At 38.3% G+C, this 21,053-nt stretch carries 19 protein-coding genes; all 19 read left to right on the top strand.

The window, feature by feature from the left end; translation table 11 throughout:
* Positions 1–26 precede the first annotated feature (26 nt).
* The 19 genes from ACTJKB_RS10990 to ACTJKB_RS10900 all read left to right on the top strand — a co-directional run bounded on the left by ACTJKB_RS10990 (position 27) and on the right by ACTJKB_RS10900 (position 21,016).
* Positions 27–2,018 (top strand): class I SAM-dependent methyltransferase, encoded by a 1,992-nt coding sequence (locus ACTJKB_RS10990; RefSeq protein WP_440833941.1) that lies wholly within the window; start codon positions 27–29, stop codon positions 2,016–2,018.
* Positions 2,019–2,039: 21 nt separating this feature from the next.
* Positions 2,040–3,053: a glycosyltransferase family 2 protein gene (locus ACTJKB_RS10985; protein ID WP_440833940.1), complete on the top strand. Its 1,014-nt coding sequence runs from the start codon at positions 2,040–2,042 to the stop codon at positions 3,051–3,053.
* Positions 3,013–4,089 carry a glycosyltransferase family 2 protein gene (locus ACTJKB_RS10980; protein WP_440833939.1) on the top strand — a complete coding sequence of 359 codons (1,077 nt, stop codon included), beginning with the start codon at positions 3,013–3,015 and terminating at the stop codon, positions 4,087–4,089. Before ACTJKB_RS10985 ends, ACTJKB_RS10980 begins: the two co-directional genes overlap by 41 nt.
* Positions 4,090–4,101: 12 nt before the next feature.
* Positions 4,102–7,494 carry an acyltransferase family protein gene (locus ACTJKB_RS10975; protein WP_440833937.1) on the top strand — a complete coding sequence of 1,131 codons (3,393 nt, stop codon included), beginning with the start codon at positions 4,102–4,104 and terminating at the stop codon, positions 7,492–7,494.
* Positions 7,495–7,535: 41 nt separating this feature from the next.
* A complete protein-coding gene (locus tag ACTJKB_RS10970; protein WP_440833935.1) occupies positions 7,536–8,432 on the top strand; it encodes a glycosyltransferase family 2 protein in 897 nt (298 codons plus the stop codon).
* Positions 8,433–8,473: 41 nt separating this feature from the next.
* Positions 8,474–8,884, top strand: coding sequence for a sugar 3,4-ketoisomerase (locus tag ACTJKB_RS10965; protein WP_440833934.1), 411 nt, complete (start codon positions 8,474–8,476; stop codon positions 8,882–8,884).
* Positions 8,885–8,928: 44 nt separating this feature from the next.
* Entirely contained in the window at positions 8,929–9,933 is a 1,005-nt protein-coding gene (locus ACTJKB_RS10960; RefSeq protein ID WP_440833932.1) for an acyltransferase family protein, read from the top strand.
* 33 nt (positions 9,934–9,966) lie between these two features.
* Positions 9,967–10,542, top strand: a complete 576-nt coding sequence (locus ACTJKB_RS10955) for an acyltransferase (RefSeq protein WP_440833931.1) — start codon at positions 9,967–9,969, stop codon at positions 10,540–10,542.
* 10 nt (positions 10,543–10,552) lie between these two features.
* On the top strand, positions 10,553–11,650 hold the full coding sequence (locus ACTJKB_RS10950) for a DegT/DnrJ/EryC1/StrS family aminotransferase (protein ID WP_440833929.1): 1,098 nt from the start codon (positions 10,553–10,555) through the stop codon (positions 11,648–11,650).
* Positions 11,631–12,566: a glycosyltransferase family 2 protein gene (locus ACTJKB_RS10945; RefSeq protein ID WP_440833927.1), complete on the top strand. Its 936-nt coding sequence runs from the start codon at positions 11,631–11,633 to the stop codon at positions 12,564–12,566. The genes ACTJKB_RS10950 and ACTJKB_RS10945 overlap by 20 nt, the downstream gene beginning before the upstream one ends.
* Positions 12,517–12,921 carry a GtrA family protein gene (locus ACTJKB_RS10940; protein ID WP_440833925.1) on the top strand — a complete coding sequence of 135 codons (405 nt, stop codon included), beginning with the start codon at positions 12,517–12,519 and terminating at the stop codon, positions 12,919–12,921. The genes ACTJKB_RS10945 and ACTJKB_RS10940 overlap by 50 nt, the downstream gene beginning before the upstream one ends.
* A 17-nt stretch (positions 12,922–12,938) precedes the next feature.
* Positions 12,939–13,682: a sugar phosphate nucleotidyltransferase gene (locus ACTJKB_RS10935; RefSeq protein ID WP_074108961.1), complete on the top strand. Its 744-nt coding sequence runs from the start codon at positions 12,939–12,941 to the stop codon at positions 13,680–13,682.
* A 22-nt stretch (positions 13,683–13,704) separates the two neighbouring features.
* Entirely contained in the window at positions 13,705–14,253 is a 549-nt protein-coding gene (gene rfbC / locus ACTJKB_RS10930; protein ID WP_440833923.1) for a dTDP-4-dehydrorhamnose 3,5-epimerase, read from the top strand.
* 76 nt (positions 14,254–14,329) lie between these two features.
* Entirely contained in the window at positions 14,330–15,352 is a 1,023-nt protein-coding gene (rfbB, locus tag ACTJKB_RS10925) for a dTDP-glucose 4,6-dehydratase (RefSeq protein ID WP_440833922.1), read from the top strand.
* An 8-nt stretch (positions 15,353–15,360) separates the two neighbouring features.
* Positions 15,361–16,221, top strand: coding sequence for a dTDP-4-dehydrorhamnose reductase (gene rfbD, locus ACTJKB_RS10920; protein WP_440834733.1), 861 nt, complete (start codon positions 15,361–15,363; stop codon positions 16,219–16,221).
* Between the two features lie 147 nt (positions 16,222–16,368).
* On the top strand, positions 16,369–17,421 hold the full coding sequence (locus ACTJKB_RS10915) for a glycosyltransferase family 2 protein (protein WP_440833920.1): 1,053 nt from the start codon (positions 16,369–16,371) through the stop codon (positions 17,419–17,421).
* A gap of 235 nt (positions 17,422–17,656) precedes the next feature.
* Positions 17,657–18,556 carry a glycosyltransferase family 2 protein gene (locus tag ACTJKB_RS10910; RefSeq protein ID WP_440834731.1) on the top strand — a complete coding sequence of 300 codons (900 nt, stop codon included), beginning with the start codon at positions 17,657–17,659 and terminating at the stop codon, positions 18,554–18,556.
* A complete protein-coding gene (locus tag ACTJKB_RS10905) occupies positions 18,553–19,953 on the top strand; it encodes an undecaprenyl-phosphate glucose phosphotransferase (RefSeq protein ID WP_440833919.1) in 1,401 nt (466 codons plus the stop codon). The genes ACTJKB_RS10910 and ACTJKB_RS10905 overlap by 4 nt, the downstream gene beginning before the upstream one ends.
* Before the next feature lie 340 nt (positions 19,954–20,293).
* A complete protein-coding gene (locus ACTJKB_RS10900; RefSeq protein ID WP_440833918.1) occupies positions 20,294–21,016 on the top strand; it encodes a heptaprenylglyceryl phosphate synthase in 723 nt (240 codons plus the stop codon).
* Positions 21,017–21,053 lie beyond the last annotated feature (37 nt).

Here is a 21,053-nt window from a genome sequence, read left to right as displayed (position 1 = left end):
GATAACTAATTTAAATTTGTAATGGGGTGAGTATCATTAGTGCTGGAGATGAGTTTCAAGCTTATTCTAAATTACTGAATCTAAAATACTATAATGGAAAAGACAATTATAGTGATGGGGAAATTGAAGAGGAAATTATTAATTATCTAAGAGAGTCACAAGGTGACGAAACAAAAATAGAAAATATATACGAAAAGGATACACGTTGGCCCATTGTTTATCATTTATCTCATATTAGAAAAAATATTGTTAATTGGTATCCTTTTAAACAAGGGTCTAGGATATTAGAGATTGGTGCAGGGATGGGGGCTATTACCGGTACACTTTGTGATAATGCTAGTCATGTGACAGCAATAGAATTATCTAAACGGAGAGCAGAAGCAATTGCGATTAGAAATTGTAATCGAGACAATTTAGAAATAATTGTCGGGAACTTAAACGATATTGAGTTACCCTATAAATACGATTATATTACTTTAATTGGTGTGTTGGAATATGCTGGTTCCTTTACTCATGAAGAACAACCCTATAACGAATTCTTGAAGAAAGTCAGTAAGTTTCTTGCTCCTAATGGTAAGGTTTTAATAGCTATAGAAAATAGATTGGGACTTAAATATTGGTGTGGTGCTAAAGAGGATCACACTAATGTACGATATGATGGAATCTCTGGATATCCTTCTTCTAAGGGGGTAAGAACATTTGGGCGAAATGAACTTGAACAGTTATTATTCTCTTCGGGGTTTAAGAATAATCAATTTTATTATCCGTTACCAGATTATAAACTTCCACAGGTTATATTCTCAGATGATTTTTTGCCTACAATTAAAAACTCGAAGAGATACAGACCTTTTTATGCTGAAATTGAAAATCTACATTTGAGTGAACATAGTGCCATTGATGCTGTGATTGATAACAATTTGTTCCCTATGATGGCAAATTCTTTTTTTGTTGAATCGACTTTTAACTATAATGAAGATTCAAAGGTTTCTTTTGTTACTTTTAACAACGACAGGTATGAATATTTGAGAGTGCATACAAGAATAGTAAACAATAAGAAAGTGGAAAAATTTTGTGATAGAAAGGCATTGAAGCATTTAGAGGAAATTGAGGATAATAATATCCAACTTACTAAATTGGGAATGCCTATGATCAAAGAAGTGTTGAATAATAACCGATTAGTTAGTGATTTTATTTCCTCTGAAACTGTTGAAGATAGAGTTCTTGATTTCTTTAAAAACAGAAAAAAAGATAGAGCCATTGAAGTGATTGATCAATTTTGGAATCTACTTTTGACATGTTCAACAACAAATAAAGCTGATAATAACAGCTCTTTTTATTTTTACATCGACGGCTACATTGATCTAATCTTTTCAAACTGCTTCATAAAAGAAGAAGAATTTTATTTTTTTGATCAAGAGTGGAAATTCGGGGTTATTCCAACAGAGTTTATTTTATTTAGAGCTATAGTCAATTTATATCGTTTTAATAGTTTTATTGAAACGATAATTTCCATGAATGAACTTCTTTCAAGATACAGCATAGATGACAATAAAATTGATTATTTTAATGAATTAGAAGAAAAAATAATGAAACGAATTCTTGATAAGCACATAGTAGAATATCTTGAAACTCGAAGTCATTTTAATGATAGTAATAGCCTTGAAGAATCACATTCCGATCAAATAAATAAAATCTGTAATGAATATGAAATAGAAATAGTACGAATTCATAATGAAAATTCAAATGAGTTGAATAATAAAAACAATCAAATTAAATCAATTGTTAAAGACTATGAGAAGGAAATTGATAGACGTCAAAACGAAAATAATTGTCGTATTCAAGAGATATGTGACGATTATGAAAATGAAATAGCTAGACTTAATGCAATCATTAGTGAGCATAGTGTTGAAATGTCATTGGTACAAGAGACAAATAAGGAATTGGAATTATATAGAAATGAAACGCAGCAAAACTATATATTAGTACGAAAAGCTTGGAAAAGCTATTTTAAAAAATAGTTAATTTGAGGAGTAATGATTTTGAATATAAAACAAGGAATTAGAAAGATAGCAAAGCGAATATATATTTTGTCGCCTGTTCCTTATAAGATGAAAAAAAGAATGAGTTATTTTGTTAAACGTAACTTTTTTCGTGAGTATTCTGGGGAAGGAATTATTGATATATATAGCAATTCGTATAAATCAAGCATTTTAAATGAAAATGCAAAAAAAGTTTCAGTTGTGATTCCTAATTATAATTATGCTGAATATATAGTTGAACGAATTGATTCGGTCCTGCTTCAAACCTATCCTATTCATGAGTTAATAATAATAGACGATTGTTCTCGAGATAACAGTGTGGAAGTTATTGAAGATCACTTAAAAAAACTTGGATCTCCGCAAAATATTAAATTTATTATTAATGAAAAAAATAGTGGGAATGTATTCGCTCAATGGCAGTATGGATTTAAACATGCCTCAGGAGATTATGTATGGATTGCAGAGGCCGATGATAGTTGCCATCCTAGATTTCTTGAAAGTGTAATGGAAGGATTTCACGACGAAGACGTTGTAATTTCATACTGTGAGTCTTTAACGATGAATGAGCATAATCAAGTCTTGATGAAAGATCTTCGGCCATGGATAGATATTTATAAAACTGGCAAATGGGATAAAAGCTATATTTTAGATGGAGCAGAGGAGATTACCTCAACCATGTGTATCAATAACACTATAGCTAATGCCTCAAGTGCTGTGTTTAAAAATGGGGATTACCAAGAAATACTGGAAGTTTCTAAGGGATATAGATTAGCTGGAGATTGGTATGCCTACATGAGGATTCTCGAATTTGGTAAAGTAGCCTATTTGGATGAATCTCTAAATTATCATAGAATGCAAGAAAAAAGTGTAACTCTTAGTATTAATAAAGAGTTGGAGTTTGCTGAAATATGTAGAGTGCAAGATTATGCTTTAAATAATTACACTTTAAAAGAAGAGGTTAAGCAAAGAGTACTTGAAAGAAGAGAAAGGGAGAGACTCAGATTTGGACTATAATAAAACACTTTCAGTGATTATACCTGTTTATAATACTGAGATGTATCTTAAACGTTGTTTAGATTCTGCATTGGCTGCGCTCCCAGGAAATTCAGAAATACTTATTATTAATGACGGTTCCCCTGATCAATCTGAAATAATCGCTCTGAAATATAGTGAGGACTTTCCAACTATAATTCGTTATTTTTACAAGACTAATGGTGGGCTGTCTGATGCGAAAAACTATGGTCTCAATCATGCTGAAGGTGAATATATAATATTTTTAGATTCAGACGATTATGTAGAACTGGATATGTATAATGAAATTCTAAATGAAATGATACAAACTGGCGCGCAGTTGGGGATTTGCGATATTAATTGTGAATATGAAGTAGATGGCTCCAGTGTAATAAGTTGCTGCTATAACCCTAATAGAGGGAGTGCTTTTTTTCAGATTATGGACACTCCTTTGGTTGCTGCATCCTGGAATAAAATTATTCACAGAAGTTTGTTTGAGGGGTTGGACTATCCAACGGGCCTTAACAATGAAGATGTAGCTGTTACTCCTATAATTTTAGCTCGGGCTAATCGTTTTGTGATAGTGAAAAAACCAATGTATAAGTATGTACAGCGCCCTGGATCAATACAAAATTCAAAATTTAGTAATAAACGCTTTGTTATTATTGATACAACAAATATTGCGATAAAGCGTGCCGCTGATCTACCGATACATATTCAAAAGCAGATCAAAGGCTCACTATATATTCATCAAATTCTTGGGGTTCTTCTCTATCCAATCAGGAATCAAAGTTTCTTTAGAAGATATTTTATGATAAGGGAATTTATGGGGAAAGTGAATATTAGCTTTAGCGATTTTTTTCAAAACAGATATGTTGTGGATAACGGGTTAATAGATAATCGCAAGCACAGAATATTTAAGAGGTTAAGTGTAATGTTGCTCAAAAGAAAACTATATTTAATCACTTCTATTTTTTTTGAGTTTGTAAATTTAGCGGAAAAAGTAAACGCGCAGATTGTTAAGAAGGGACATAAATAGGTGGGTAATCATTTGGGAATAAATAAAAGAATTGATTGGATTGATATTTTCAAGGGATTAATTATACTCTTTGTAGTTATAGGGCATGAGAATGGATTTCTGGTTAAATACGTTTATTTATTCCACATGCCTGCCTTTTTTTTTATATCCGGATTCACTTCGAACTTAGACAAACAAGGTTTTTATGCTTTCACCCGAGACAGGTTTATGAGACTAATAATACCTGTATGTTGTATTAATATTCTATTCTTCTTATTTAGATGGATTATGAATTTGCTGGGATTTGGATTGTTGTTCTATAACGAGCCAATGAATACTGAAGGTTTTATCCAAAGCATTTATAACTTTTTTGCTTTTAACATAGGATCAGATTTAGCAGGGGTATCATGGTTTTTTATTGTTTTATTTTTGTGCTCCGTATTGCAGAAGGCTTTATATGATATTTTTCGTAAAAGAAAGACTGCAGTATTAATTACATCATTAATACTTTTTATTCTTGGGTACTGGTATGTAAGACATAATATTGTTTTTCAAAGAACATTATTTGATCTGGTTTTAATTGCACAGTTTTATTTTATGTGCGGCCTTCTTTTATCAAAAAGCAAATTTAAGACGACACAAATGAAAATCAATAGCGATATTCTTATATGTGCGCTAGTATTGCTTCTTTACCCCTTGTATTATTTTGCTAACATAAAATGGGGAGGTACGGATTATCCTAGCAGAAGTTTTGGTAATCCTATCATTAATGTAATCTCTGCTTTTATTGGCATTTCAATTACAATTATAATAAGTTATTTAATTAGAAATATTAATATATTGAAAAGAGTGTTCACTACATTAGGTGAGAATACGTTAACAATAGCACTTTTTCATTTCTTAGCTTTTAGAATTTGTTTTGGGTTTCTTTATATGCTTAATATCGTTGAACGCACCCAAGTACAGCAGCTTATACCAAGTAAGAATCCAAATTACGAGCCAGTTCTTCTTGTGTTTACTATTATTTTCTGTTTGTTTACTAATGCAATATTGCAAAAAAATAGTATTTTGTCTACTTTACTACTAGGTAAACGGACAGATCTTCAAAAACAAATATCATTATTATTAGATTATTGCTTTAAACCAATTATTAAATTAGGTGAGAAGATGAAATCAGCAATTTATGATAAAATATCAGATTTTATTCTCCTTATAAAGCAAAAACCAATACTAGTTATTTTTATGTTGGTCATTGTTGGATATAAAATTACATATTTTATGAGACCATGGATAAATGTTAATGATGAGTTAATAACACTAATAAGTTCCCAGAAAGGTATAGGATCAATCTATGAATCTATTGCCAATATTACACTAGGTCAAGGAAGAGCATATTTTTTTGGTAATGTGATAGCTATGCTAATGTTTGCTATTAAAAACACGCTTGTTTTTCGTGTGCTGAGTTTATTAATACTGCTATCTAACATATATTCATTTGTTTTGTTGTGTAAAGAAATCAGGAAATCCAACGTCTTATGCTGGATGGTATGCTTTGCTTATTTCGTATGTTTAACTTTTTCATGGGAACCGACTATCCCTAATGCATATACATCGTTTTATGGGTTGAGTATAACTATTTTATTTTTATCATTGAGGAGTTTTTATCTATACCTTGAGAATAAGCAAACAAAACATATGATTTTCAGTACATTAGCATATGTTATATGTCTCTTTACTTACGAATTATTTATTTTATTCGCGCCTCTTTATTTGTTAATAGTACTTAGTAGAGAGAAGGGACTGAAAAAGTCCATCCTAAGAGTACTTCCAATAGTAATATCTACTGCAGCATATCTAATATTTTATCTGGTTTGGCGAACACTTTTCGGTGCAGGATATGAAGGTGCAACTGTTGATATTGCTAGCTTTTCAATTCGTGACTGTATACATGCTATCGTAGTTTTGAGTCTTAGTGCTGTACCGGGTTTATTATTCTTTAGTGCTAAGTATCGGTATATATTATTTACTTTATATGGTGATCAGCAATTTGATAACCAATATTTAAATATGATAGCCCAAGTATTTACACTGGAAAATATTATTTTAGGGATTTTATCTTTCTATGTCTTCTATAAATTATTGAAAGATTCTAACGAGACACTGCCTTTGAAAAAAATGATCGCCTTGTTGTGTGTGACTGCAGCTTATGTGTTTTTACCAAGTACTTTACTGTCAGTTACTCCCCTTTATCAAAATGCAGTGAAAACAAGTACGTTTGTGACGGTTACTGCCTCGTATATTTCATTATTTGCATTTATTTTGTTTTTTTGTTTATTAATAAGCTGGATACTGCCTAGAATATCCTCTCAGAAGAATCGAAGAGTTGTACTTTTGATAGGTTCTAGTATGATCGCTTTGGCATGTATTTTTAGTAATTTTCAGAGTAATACAATTACTAAACATCAAAATTATTTAAAACAGCGGTTATCATTTATAAACTCATTTATTAAAAGTGATGCATTCAGGAATATTGAAGACGGTGCAATGGTATATTCCCCTTCTATATTTAAATCTGAAATGAGTCTGGCTATCCACGATTCGTTTTGGGATGAATATACAAAGATTCAATTAGGCAAAACCGTTCATTTTACAAAAGAGTTACCCAATTCAAGTATTAATATACCTGTATATTACCTGAAAGAGACCGAACTTGACTCAAGAAATGAACGATATATCGTATTCGGAAAAATGAATGAAAGTGTAGAACTTGCTGATTTCACGAGTAATGAAGCCCTGGTGTTATACAGCGGTAAACAGAAACAACATATTATAGAAGGTAAGATGAACGGTGGCGGCGATAAAAGTGTCACACTAAATAATCAAAGTGCTATATCTGTAAACGATATATTCCAATTTAATGTTCAAGTCCAGGATGCTTTTACTAATGATAAACTTCCAGGGACGTTAATCTTTGATCTCAAGGGAGAGACAATGAATTTGAATAGTATCGGATTAGTCACTGGTCAATATGAAAGTTATGAGCTATATAAAAGCAAGGTTGGAAGTACATTGGCTACAGGAGCTGAACAGACAGGGTGGTATGCTCCAGAGAGCAATGGATCTGGTAGATGGATGGGAAAAGAAGCAAGTGTCAAGTTATTAGCCGGACAATCTGGGACACTTGTTATTAATGGTTACATGACAAATTATATAGAGTCAAATGAAATTGCGGTTCTGATTGACGGATCTGAAATGGACAGACAAATAGTAAGAGAGGGCAATTTCACTTTTAATGTTAAAGTTCCTTTCGATGAAGTGATTAAAGTTACCCTGAAAGCAGCTAGAACGATGATTCCAGCTGAATTGAATATTAATAACGATACCAGGGAACTTTCAGTTTTAATCAATTCAATTGAAATTAAGTAACCATCCTCTTGAGGTGAAAAATGAATAAAGTCCAGGTTCTAATGTCAACATTTAATGGCGAAAAATATATTGAAGAACAACTGCAAAGTATATTACAACAAAACTATCATGATATAGCCATTCTTATACGCGACGATGGTTCAAACGATAATACAGTGCCTATCATCCAAAAATATGTAAAATTGTATTCTGACAAAATTCGTTTCATTAAAGGTAGTAATGTAGGGGTTATACAAAGTTTTTTTGAGTTACTACACTTAGTAGACTTAGATGCATCGTATTTTTGCTTCTGTGATCAAGATGATGTTTGGATGAATGATAAGGTTAAAAGAGCGGTGCGGTTTTTGCAGTTATGTGATACGGCTGGGATGTATTTCTCATCTACAATGCTGGCAGATCAAAACCTTAGTCCGATTAAAGTGTGGCCAGCTCCTCCGCAAAAGGCTCCTCACTTCTACAATGCTCTAGTACAAAACATTGCTGTAGGTGCGACCATGGTTATTAATAGAGCGGCGCGAGACTTAGTTACTTCTAAAACAATTAATCCAATAAATCTTCAAATGCATGATTGGTGGATTTATCTATGTGTATCTGCATTTGGAAGAGTATATTATGACGAGCAACCAACGCTATATTATAGGCAGCATAACAATAATGTTGTAGGTGGCCATCGAACTATTCTGCATGAATTGTGGAATAAGTGGAGGAGTTTTCGAAAGCATTCCGGTCATAAACTTTTGAAAAAGCAGGCAATGGAGTTTAATAAGCTTTATGCAGATCAGTTAGATGCTGAAAAACTCGATCAGTTAAAGCTATTTATCCAAGATCGAAAGTCATTGAAAGATAAATTACAATTTCTGCAAAGATCAAAGCTCTATCGTCATTCATTTTTAGAAAATCAATTATATAAATTTCTCATTCTAATTGACTATGTTTAAGAATCGGTTGGGATATTGGACGAATTATAAGGAGGATTAAAGTGCAGACATTATCAAGTAGAATAGTGCGAATAGAATCTTTGGGTGACGAAAGGGGACAACTAACGGTACTGGAAGAGAATAAATCCATCCCTTTTGAGTTCAAACGAGTATTCTACATATATGGTACTATAGCAGGAGTCCGCAGGGGATTTCATGCCCATTATAAAACCAGGCAGGCATTAATATGTGTTAAGGGGAGTTGCAAAGTGCATTTGGATAATACCAAAAGGACAGAAGAAGTAGAATTAGATTCCCCGAATACAATACTCATTCTTGAACCTAATGATTGGCATGAAATGTATGACTTCTCACCTGATTGTGTATTATTAGTACTTGCATCTCATTTATATGATCCCGAAGATTATATTCGTGATTACGATAAATTCATAAAAGTTTATTCAAAAAGCTAATGAGTTATTCAGTTATTTTGTTTTAGAAAGAGGAGAGGTCAAACGTGCAGATAAGATGGATCAACTTTTTAAAGGGTGCAGCTATGCTTGCGGTTGTTTTTGATCATTTATACGGGTTGGTCTATTTAAATACTTTTATTCATAGTTTAACGATTTACTCAGTCACATTATTTATCATTTTGGCTGGATTTACTTCATCAATATCTATAGGAAGAACGAAGTTACCAATTAAATCGTATATATATAAAAGGGTAGCTCCAATTGTTGTCCCATATTTGGTTGCAACTTTGGTTTATCATTTGTATTGGAATAAGTTTCATTTTGATTTTAATACTTTTAAAAATCAGGTTATAATGTTCAATGGTGCAGCTCCTTTTTACTTTGTTTTATTTTTCCTCCAACTAATAGTCGTTTCCCCGCTACTTTATAAATTATTTCAAGGACATAAATTTTATCAACAGATATTAGGTTTATTATTTATTTATTTGATGAGTTTTTATTTAACTCACTTCACAAATGTTGCGAATTACTACGGAGGAGCTAGCAGAATTCTAGGTGGATCATATTTATTCTGTTTTTGTCTAGGGATTTTTCTGCAATTACTCTCAACCAATCCGCCTAGTTTTCTAAAGCGAATATTTCAATCTGATATAAAGGGACTTGTATTTGGGCTGGTAGCTTCATTGTTTGCATTGTTCGTATACTTAAATACTCATTTGTTAGACAAGAGTTGGGCCAACCCTCCTAATAAAAGCACGTTAGTCTATACACTTATAATAGCAGCGATTTTATTTTTTATTTTTCAAATTGCTGAAAAAAGATTCAAACGACTCTCATTAATTTTCACACCAATAGAATTAATTGGTAGTAATTCTCTTTATGTATTTCTATATCATTCTTTATTTATCTACTATGGACAAAAAATAGGATTACTGACGATTAATTCAGGGAAGATATTATTTCCAATATTCTGCTTGGTGTGTAGCGTATTGATTGGCATAATTACTACTAGGAGTAAGAAAATAATAAAGTCTCGTAGTGTGAAATAATTCGTGATTAATAATATTGGAAGGTGTAGATGAATGGGGAAATATTTTAGTCATCCACAAGCCATTGTGGAATCAGAGAATATTGGCGCGAATACTCGTATTTGGGCATTTGCTCATATTTTACCGGGGGCCGTTCTAGGTGAGAATTGTAACGTGAATGACCATACTTTTGTTGAAAATGATGTAATTATAGGAAGTAACGTTACGGTTAAATCTGGTGTGTATATTTGGGACGGTGTTAGAATACAAGACAATGTTTTCATTGGACCCAATGTTACTTTTACTAATGATCTAAGACCCCGTTCCAAGCAGTACCCAAGTATATTCCTAAAAACTGTCCTTGAAGAATGGGTTTCGATAGGTGCAAATGCAACTATAATCGCAGGCAACACTATTGGTAAATATGCCATGGTAGGGGCGGGTTCACTGGTAACTAAAAATATCCCTAATAACACACTATGGTATGGCAATCCGGCAAAGTTTAAAGGGTATATTTGTAACTGTGGAGAGAAATTGAGTACTCAATTTTCCTGTTTAGCATGTGGTAAACAGTATTCTTTGAAAGACGGGAATATTATTGAAAACAATAAACTACTTGAAATAGAATAGGTGGGCTAATATGATCCCTTTCCTTGATCTGAAGAAAATTAATTTGCGTCATGAAGAAGCGATATTAGATTGCGTTCATAAAGTTCTGAATTCCGGATGGTACATTTTGGGTGAGGAAGTCAAAACTTTTGAAGCTGAATTTGCTGATTATTGCGGGACTAAGTTTGCTCTGGGAGTAGCGAATGGATTAGATGCTTTAGAATTAATTATGAGATCCTACAATATTGGCCCCGGTGATGAAGTGATTGTGCCCTCTAATACTTATATCGCATCCATTTTATCAATATCTGCAAATGGGGCTATACCTGTGTTAGTAGAGCCTAACTTACTGACATATAATTTGGATCCTGACAAGATAGAGGAAAGTATTACTCCTAATACTAAAGCGATTTTGGTGGTTCATCTTTATGGTCAGGCATGTAATATGGGACCAATTAAGAATATTGCAGAAAAATATAATTTGAAGATAATCGAAGATTGTGCTCAAGCTCACGGTGCTGTTTATGCTGATCGAAAAGTTGGAGATTTAGGAGATGCCGCAGCATTTAGCTTCTATCCGGGTAAAAACCTGGGTGCCTTAGGAGATGCCGGAGCAATTACGACAAATGATGAAAACTTATATAAAGATCTTCACGCCTTAAGGAACTATGGGTCACAAAAGAAATACGAAAATCTCTTTAAAGGATATAATAGCAGATTAGATGAATTTCAGGCTCCTATATTGAGTATGAAATTAAAATATCTAGATCAAGATAATGAGTATAGAAGAAAGATAGCAACCTATTATTTAAATAGTATCAATAATGAACACATTGTATTACCAAGCGTCGAAGAAGGACCGTTATCACATGTTTGGCATGTTTTCGTTGTCAGAACTTCGTTAAGAAGTCATTTTATTGATTATATGACCGATAATGGAATTCAGACAATGATTCACTATCCTATTCCTCCTCATAAACAAAAAGCATATAAAGAATGGAATGATCTAGTTTTCCCTATTTCCGAAAAAATCCATTCAGAAATTCTGAGCCTTCCAATAAGTCCTGTAATGGATATGGATGATGTGAAAAGAATTGTGGAGGTTGTAAATGAGTATAGACCGAATTAAATTATCGATTGTTGTACCTGTATACTATAACGAATTGAACATTCCACATACTATCCCTCGATTGCAGAACTTAGAAAATATTATAACGGATTGTGATTTTGAGTTTGTATTTGTAGATGATGGTTCGAAGGATAATTCATTTTCGATGTTGATGGAAGCGAAGCAGCAAGATCCGCGGATTAAAGTCATTAAGTTAAGCCGTAATTTTGGTTCAATGTCTGCTATACAGGCAGGATTAAGATATACTACTGGTGATTGTGTAGGTATCATTGCAGCCGATTTACAAGACCCTCCTGAAATGTTTAAGGAGATGATAGAACATTGGAAATTAGGTAAAAAGATTGTTCTTGCTACAAGAGAAGATAGGGAAGAATCATTCTCACAAAAAATGTTTTCTAATACTTATTATTATTTGCTAGAGAAATTTGCTTTAAAGGGATATCCAAAGGGCGGATTTGACTTTTTGTTAATAGATAGACAAGTTGTTAATGAAGTAGTCCATATCCAGGAGAAAAATACTAATATTATGAGTCTTATATATTGGTTGGGGCATGATCAAGTACAAATCCCTTATGTAAGACAGGAAAGAAAACTAGGCAAATCCAGGTGGACGCTTTCAAAAAAAATTAAGCTTTTTATTGATTCTTTTGTAAGCTTCTCATATTCCCCTATCCGCTTTATGTCTTTTATAGGTGTCATAACTGCGATTTTAAGTTTTTTATATGGGGTTTTTGTAATAATTGGTACTTTATCTGGGTTTATTGAGCTTCAAGGCTGGACAACAATTATTGCTTTAATTACTTTTTTATTGGGAATTATTATGATTATGCTGGGTATTATAGGTGAATATCTGTGGAGGATTTTAGATGAAAGCAGAGAGCGGCCATCCTACGTTGTTGACCAAACTTTTGAATAAAGAATTCTTGAAATTTGTAATAAGTGGGGGGATTAATACATTAGCAACATATTTAATGTATTTACTGCTGCTATTATTCTTTAATTATTCTTTGTCTTATACAATTTCTTATGTTTCAGGAATATTTCTTTCCTACTACTTAAATACAGTGTTTGTATTCAAAGAAAAAGTTTCATTCAAAAAATTTCTTAAGTTTCCTATTGTGTATTTGATACAGTATTTAGTTAACATATTTATGTTGTATGTTTTAGTAGAGCGTGTACATTTGTCTACTGGTATTGTACCTTTAATTGTTATTGTAGTAACAATTCCAATTACCTATGCACTTTCTAAGCTTATTATAAAAAGTAAATAAATAATGGAGGTAAGATAATGAAGGGTATAATTTTAGCAGGTGGTACAGGCTCACGCCTTTTCCCTTTAACCAAAGTTACTAATAAACATTTACTCCCCGTTGGTAAATATCCAATGATTTTCCATTCTGTTTTCAAACTTAAACAAGCAGGGATTAATGACATTCTTATCGTTACAGGCAAGGAGCACATGGGAGATGTAGTAAACTTACTTGGCAGCGGGCGAGATATGGGTGTTTGTTTTACATATAAGGTTCAGGATGAAGCTGGTGGTATCGCACAAGCACTTGATTTAGCTGAACATTTTGTTGGTGAAGATCAAATGGTCGTTATACTTGGAGATAATGTGTTTGAAGATGATATTACTCAATATGTTAGTAACTTTCAGGATCAGAAGAATGGTGCCAAGATCCTCATCCAAGAAGTTCAAGACCCTAAACGGTTCGGAGTACCTGAGCTTAAAGGACAACAAATTGTTTCAATTGAAGAAAAGCCGGAACAACCGAAATCTAACTATGCAGTAACAGGAATTTATATGTTTGACCATAAGGTGTTTGATATAGTTAAGACTCTAAAACCCTCAAACAGAGGAGAATTGGAGATTACGGATGTAAATAATGCATATATTAAACAGAATGAACTTACATTTGATATTCTTCAGGGTTGGTGGACAGATGCTGGGACTCACGCATCTTTGGCACGTGCTAATGAACTGTCTCAGAACTTGTTGTTTGGAGAGGCATTTGGGAAATTGAAAATATAGATATAGGGAGGAACTATTAGTTATGAAAGTCACTCCTCTAAGATTACAGGGTGCGAATATATTAGAGCCAATTATACACGGGGATAGTCGGGGCTATTTCATGGAAAGTTACAACGAACAAATCATGCATGGAATCGGTATTCAAGATCATTTCATTCAAGACAATCAATCCCTCTCAGCAGAGGTTGGTGTACTCCGAGGCTTGCATTACCAGTTGAATCCCAAGGCACAGACGAAACTGATTCGTGTGCTCACTGGGGCTATTTATGACGTAATCGTTGATATCCGTCGTAACTCTCCAACATTCGGCCAATGGGTTGGTGTTATCCTCAGTGAATATAACAAGCGCCAGTTGCTGGTGCCAAAAGGCTTTGCCCATGGCTTCTGCACACTCGTTCCAAACACCCAAGTCTTATACAAAGTGGACGAATATTATTCCCCTGAGAATGACCGTGGCATATTATGGAGTGATCCGGCGCTTGGCATTGATTGGCCGACGTCTGCTCCTGTGCTGTCGGATAAAGACCAGCGTCATCCGTTATTAAAGGATGCGGAGCTGAATTTTGATTAATGCTTATTGTGAATAATCGCTTCTGGGCGGAAGTGGTTCATACATTATTACTTCTAGAAAAAAGGTGGGTACACAAATGAAACTACTCGTTACCGGCGGAGCCGGCTTCATCGGCAGCAACTTCGTAATATACATGCTGCAGCAGCACCCGGAATATAAAATTGTAAATGTAGACGCTTTGACGTACGCGGGAAATCTGGAGAACTTAAAGTCAATTGAAGGAAACCCGAATTACTCTTTCGCAAAAGCAGACATTACGGATGTCCAGGCAATGGACGCGCTTTTCAGCCAAGGGGTTGATGTTGTGGTCAACTTTGCAGCGGAATCACATGTGGACCGGAGTATTTTGGAGCCGGATGTATTTGTGAAGACGAATGTATTGGGGACTCAAGTGCTCTTGGATGCGGCAAAAAAATATAGCGTGACTAAGTTTGTACAGGTCTCCACGGATGAAGTGTACGGAACACTCGGAGCAACCGGTCTATTTACGGAAGAAACGCCTCTGACTCCGAATAGTCCTTATTCCGCAAGCAAGGCAGGCGGGGATTTATTGGTGCGTGCTTATCATGAGACGTTTGGCTTGCCGGTAAATATCACACGCTGCTCCAACAACTACGGGCCGTACCAGTTCCCAGAGAAGCTGATCCCACTGATGATTTCACGTGCACTGGCGGATCAGGCGTTGCCGGTATATGGCGATGGGATGAATATCCGCGATTGGCTGTACGTTGAGGATCATTGCAGTGCGATTGACCTTGTTATTCATGAAGGTGTGAATGGTGAAGTGTACAATATTGGCGGGAACAATGAGCGCACGAATGTGCATATTGTAAACACGGTGCTGCAGGAGCTGGGCAAACCGGATTCGCTGATCACTTATGTTCAAGACCGTCCTGGTCATGACCGCCGCTACGGCATTGACCCAACCAAGATTACCAATGAACTGGGCTGGAAGCCGAAGCACACCTTTGAGACAGGGATTAAGGAAACGATTCAGTGGTATCTAAATAATCAGGAATGGTGGACCCGCATTCAATCTGGGGAATACCAGAAATATGCTGCACTCCAGTACGGCAGTCGTCTGGGGGATTCTCTGTAATGCCGAAGATGAAGGTGCTTGTTACAGGCTCAGCCGGACAGTTGGGTCAGGATTTGGTGCTGTTGCTTCAGGCGCAAGGTCATGAGGTTCTGGGCTGCGACCGTCAGGAGATGGACATTACCGATCTGGATCAATGCGTGGAGATCATCGGCGGATTTGCTCCGGATGCTGTCATTCATTGTGCTGCGCATACAGCGGTAGATGCCGCTGAGACTGACATCGATGCTGCTTACCTGATTAATGCCACTGGAAGCCGTAATGTAGCGCTTGCTGCGGAGAAGGTGGGAGCGAAGATGGTATGCATCAGCACGGATTATGTTTTTGATGGCATGGGGACACAGCCGTACCATGAATATGATAATACCGATCCCCAAAGCATCTATGGCAAATCGAAGCGGGCTGGAGAAATCCTGGTGCAGTCCATATCCTCGAAATTCTTCATCGTTCGTACTTCCTGGGTGTATGGCAAGTATGGCAATAACTTTGTGAAAACCATGCTGAAGCTGGGGCAGGAAAAACCGTTGCTGCAGGTAGTACACGACCAAGTCGGCTCGCCGACCTATACGGTGGATCTGGCCAACTTCCTGTTGGATCTTGTTCAGACAGAGAAATACGGCATCTACCACGCCTCCAATAGTGAGTTCTGTACCTGGTATGAGTTCACGCAGGCGATCTTCGCTGAAGCGGAGGATATCCTTGGATTGAAATTCACTGCAAAGCTGGAACCCTGCACAACCGAGCAGTTTCCACGTCCAGCACCGCGTCCGGCGTATTCAGTGATGGAGCATCTATCCATTCGCACGAACGGGTTTCAGGATATACGGCCATGGCGTGAAGGGCTGAGGGACTTTTTGCTCGAGCTAAAATAAATTGATAGGGACTCCTGAACCGCAACGGCGGGTTGGGAGTTTTTTTCTTAGCCGCCCATTCTTGTTTTCGGTATAATGGAGTGTAGCTGATTCAGTTTTTGGGTCAGTTTGATTACCTGTTATATAAACCAGAATCCGAGGACTCTTATGAATAACCAAATAAATAATAATATCAGCAATACGATCAATAACAAAACAATTAGCGTACATATTGTTACCTATAACAGCGCAGATGACATTATAGATTGTCTGACGGCAGTTATCGCCCAGGACTATCCCATTGAACAGATTGTGGTAGTAGACAATGCTTCGGCGGACGGTTGCAAGGATAAGGTGAAAGAGTTCAGTCATACAATCGAAGCGGAGGCCCATCCAGCTCAGCAGCAGGAAGCAGGGGTTGAGGGCACCTTGAAGGGGGAGGTAAGAGTTCCTTCACTGATTTTTTTGGAAAACCACACCAACACCGGCTTCGCCCCCGCCCATAACCAGGCTATTGCTGCCACCAATACAGACTATGTTATGGTTCTGAATCCGGATCTTACGCTGGCGCCGGATTATGTATCCAGACTCATCAAGCAGATGGAAGCCAACCCGAAGATCGGCAGTGCTACTGGCAAGCTTTTGCTAAAAGAGGACCACTCACTTGTAGACAGCACGGGGCTGCGGATGAACAGGGCACGGCGTGCGTTTGACCGTGGAGCGGGAGAGCCTGCAGCGAACTGGCTGGAGTCGGGTCCGGTGTTTGGAGTGTCTGGTGCGGCTGCATTGTATTCCCGGCGGATGATTGAGGATATCAGTATAGACGGTGAGTTTTTTGATGCGGATTTCTTTGCTTATAAGGAAGATGTGGATGTGGCCTGGCGGGCTGGGCTCTTCGGCTGGTTAGCCTATTATGATGCGGAGGCGATCGGTCACCACGAACGGGGCTGGAAAACAGCTGGACGTGACAGCAAGCCGATGTTCATCCGGAGAATTTCCTATATTAATCGCTATAAAATGATCTATAAAAACGAACCTGCCCGCAAGTTATTTTCTACATTCCTCTATGCTTTGCCTTACGAGGTCGCGGCACATGGGTATATGCTGATTAAGGAACCGAAGCTAATCCAAGCCTGGAAATTATTTTTTGCACAATGGAATAATCTCAAGCAAAAACGCAAGTGTATTCAAACCAAAGTTAGAAGATTGAAAAGCGAGTAAACCAGATGAGAGAGAAAAGATAAATAGAAGAGCTGCAGGAGCGTTCTAATATTTTCCGCAGTCCATTCCGTATATGTGGTGCAATTTGTTAAAACCTCCTAATCAGGCCGAGCCTATCAAGGAGGTTTTTGTGTTATAATGATTGTCGATAGATTACTATATTTGTCAGGAGCGTAATGCATTGAGTGTAGATGTCAGTATCATCGTCCTAAATTACAACACATGCCGCCTGACGATGGATTGTCTGAGGTCGGTGTATGATTCGAAAACTAAATTTTTCTATGAAATTATTCTAATAGACAATAACTCCCGGGATGACTCGGTAGAGAGGATCAGCCGGGAATTTCCCGATGTGATGCTGATCGCCAATTCAGAGAATGTCGGGTTTGCCCGTGCCAATAATCAGGGGATGGAAGTCGCTTCAGGCCGGTATGTGCTGCTGCTGAATTCGGATACGGTTGTGCGGAAGGATACCCTGGAGACGATGGTCTCCTTTATGGACAGCCGGCCGGATCTCGGAGCTTCGGGCTGCAAGGTGATTTTGCCGGATGGTTCATTGGATAAAGCCTGCAAGCGGGGGTTTCCTACTCCATCCGCTTCCTTCTATTATGCATTTGGCTTCAGCAAGCTGTTCCCGGACCGACCGAGATTCAATGGCTATCAGTTAGGTTATCTGGATCCGGATCAGGACTATCCTGTAGATTGTCTGGTCGGGGCGTTCATGCTGCTGCGGCGGAAGACGATTGATCAGGTAGGCGGGCTGGACGAGGATTTTTTCATGTATGGTGAGGATTTGGATTGGTGCTTCCGGATCAAAGAGGCCGGCTGGGGGATTTATTATTATCCGCAGACCTCCATTGTCCATCTGAAGGGCGGCAGCGCGCGGCGCAGACCGTTCAAGATCGTCTATGAGTTTCATAGAGCGATGATTTTATTTCACCGTAAGCATTATAGCAAGCGGTACAACAGTATGATTAATGGAGCGGTCTATGCTGGAGTGGGTGTGAAGTTCATGCTTTCGCTGGTGCGTAATGCTCTGATCCGTCCCCGGGCGGTGCCTTCACCGGCACAGACCCTTACAGGCTCCGCAGAATCAGGTTCAAGAACGGAATCGAATGCTGAGGTGAGATTATGATACGCCGTAATCAAAGGTTTTTGACACAGCTATATATCGTTGCGGACTTTCTGGTGATCCAGATAGCCTTTCTGGCAGCCTGGTGGCTCAAGTTCAAAAGTGGCTGGCTGGAGTCTTACCGGACGTTGCCGGTGGAGTCATATGCGTATTGGAGTTTTATCTACGGCGGGATAGCAGTGCTGATTGGGATTGTGCTGTCACTGTATCAGCCGAAGCGCAAAAAACGTTTTGTCGACGAGTTCCTCAAGATTTTTCAAGTGCATATCATGGCCATCTTTATGCTGCTCGGTTTAATGTTCTTCCTGAAGGAAATTGACGTATCCCGGCAATACCTTGCGATCTATATGGGTTTTAATGTTCTGTCCATCATGCTGTACCGCTATGTACTGAAGAAGATGCTGAAGTCCCTCCGTGAAAAAGGCTTCAACCGTCAATTCGTCCTGATTCTGGGGGCCGGTACTTTGGGTAAAAGATTCTACAACAACTTGGTGCAGTACCCGGAGCTCGGGTATGAGACCATCGGCTTTCTGGATGACTACCACACATGGGATGGCATTGAAGGGGAACGCTACAAGCCGATTTTGGGGACCGTGGATGAATTGCCCGGGATGCTGGAAATGCTGCCGGTCGACGAAGTGATTCTTGCCCTTCCACTGGATGCCCATTCTAAATATCCGGCAATTATCGCCGCCTGCGAGAAGGCTGGAGTACGGACGCTGATCATTCCCGATTTCTTCGATTATTTGCCAGCCCGTCCATACTTTGATAACTTTGCCGGAATGCCGATGATTAATGTGCGTGACATTCCGCTGGATATGACCGGCAACAAGCTGGCCAAACGTGCCTTTGATGTTCTTTTCTCGCTGTTCGCCATTATTGTGATGTCGCCAGTGATGCTCATTGTAGCGCTCGGTGTGCGTCTGACTTCACCGGGTCCGATTATTTTCAAACAGGAACGGGTAGGGCTGAACCGGCGCAATTTCATGATGTACAAGTTCCGCTCGATGAAAATGCAGCAGGATGGGAAGGAAGATACAGGCTGGAGTACTCCGGTTGATCCTCGCCGCACCCGGTTCGGAACCTTTATCCGGAAGACCAGTCTGGATGAGCTGCCACAATTTTTCAACGTGCTGTTTGGCCAGATGAGTGTGGTAGGACCGCGGCCGGAGCGTCCCTTCTTTGTGGAGCAGTTCCGCGGGGAAATTCCGAAATATATGGTTAAGCATCATGTACGTCCGGGAATTACCGGCTGGGCACAGAGCAACGGCCTCCGTGGAGACACCTCCATTGAAGATCGGATCAAGCATGATATTTTTTATATCGAGAATTGGTCGCTGCTGTTCGATATCCGGATTATTATCAAGACCATTCGCAATGGCTTCAAAAATGCTTACTGAACTTATAACAGCAAAATAGATTGATCTGTTGAAACGGGTGCCATCCTTGAAGCTGAGGAAGACATATCCGTTTCTTTTTTTTACTCCAACTTTGGGGGTAGACGGTTTCTATACGGACTTTATTTCCGAGGAGGATTTGAGCCTGCGTAAAGGGTTCCGTTAAGGAGCGGAAAAAGGCGAAAAAATGTTCGCATTTTTCCGCTCTTTAAATTGACACCCCCCTTAGTGCTGGCATAGACTAGAGATACAGCTTTTGCGGTAGCGGAAGTGTTTTTGGCATGAAAAACAAGCATGTAAACCGCACCTAATCTAATCGGTTGAATAATGAGGATGGACGAAGATGAATGAAATAAGGCAAACGATTCAGCTGTGGCGGCATGTGTTTAAGCTGGATCCGGACCGGGAACTTCGAGAGACTGAACTGGCTGCGGTCTGCTTATCGGGAACGGACGCGATACTAGTCGGCGGTTCTACCGGGGTTACTTATGAGAACACGGCTGCTCTGCTGGCCCGAGTGCGTCAATTCGAACTGCCTTGTGCCCTTGAAGTTTCTGACCTTGAGGCGGCTGTGCCGGGTTTTGATCTGTATTTGATTCCTATGGTGCTGAACAGTCCCGAACCAGACTGGATATTGGGCCATCACCGCCGGGCCATTGAGCGTTACGGGAGCTTGATTCCGTGGGAGCACTTCCTTGCAGAAGGATATATTGTGCTGAACGGGGACTCTTCCGTGGCCCGTCTTACAGGAGCTGAGAGCTTGCTGAGCGGAGAGGGTGCTGCTGCTTACGCGCAGATTGCGGACAAGCTGATGAGCCTGCCAATCGTTTATCTGGAATATAGCGGTACATTTGGTGATATGGGGACGGTGCGAACCGTAAGAGAGACTGTGGAGCACAGTCAGCTTTTTTATGGGGGCGGAATTACCTGTGAATCTGAAGCCGAGCAGGCTGCAGCCCTATGTGATACAGTAGTGGTCGGCAATATCATCTACCAGGATGTGCGGCAGGCACTGCTCACCGTACAGGCGGTAAAGAGAACACCGCAGATTGACTTTACAACATAAAAGAACGGAGATTCCATTTCCTTAATTTACGATATTT

Source organism: Paenibacillus sp. 22594, assembly GCF_052044425.1.
In the GTDB taxonomy this organism is placed as follows: Bacteria; Bacillota; Bacilli; order Paenibacillales; family Paenibacillaceae; genus Paenibacillus_AQ.
The sequence above is the reverse complement of the archived record's forward strand: the minus strand, read 5'-3'. Positions and strand labels throughout refer to the sequence as shown.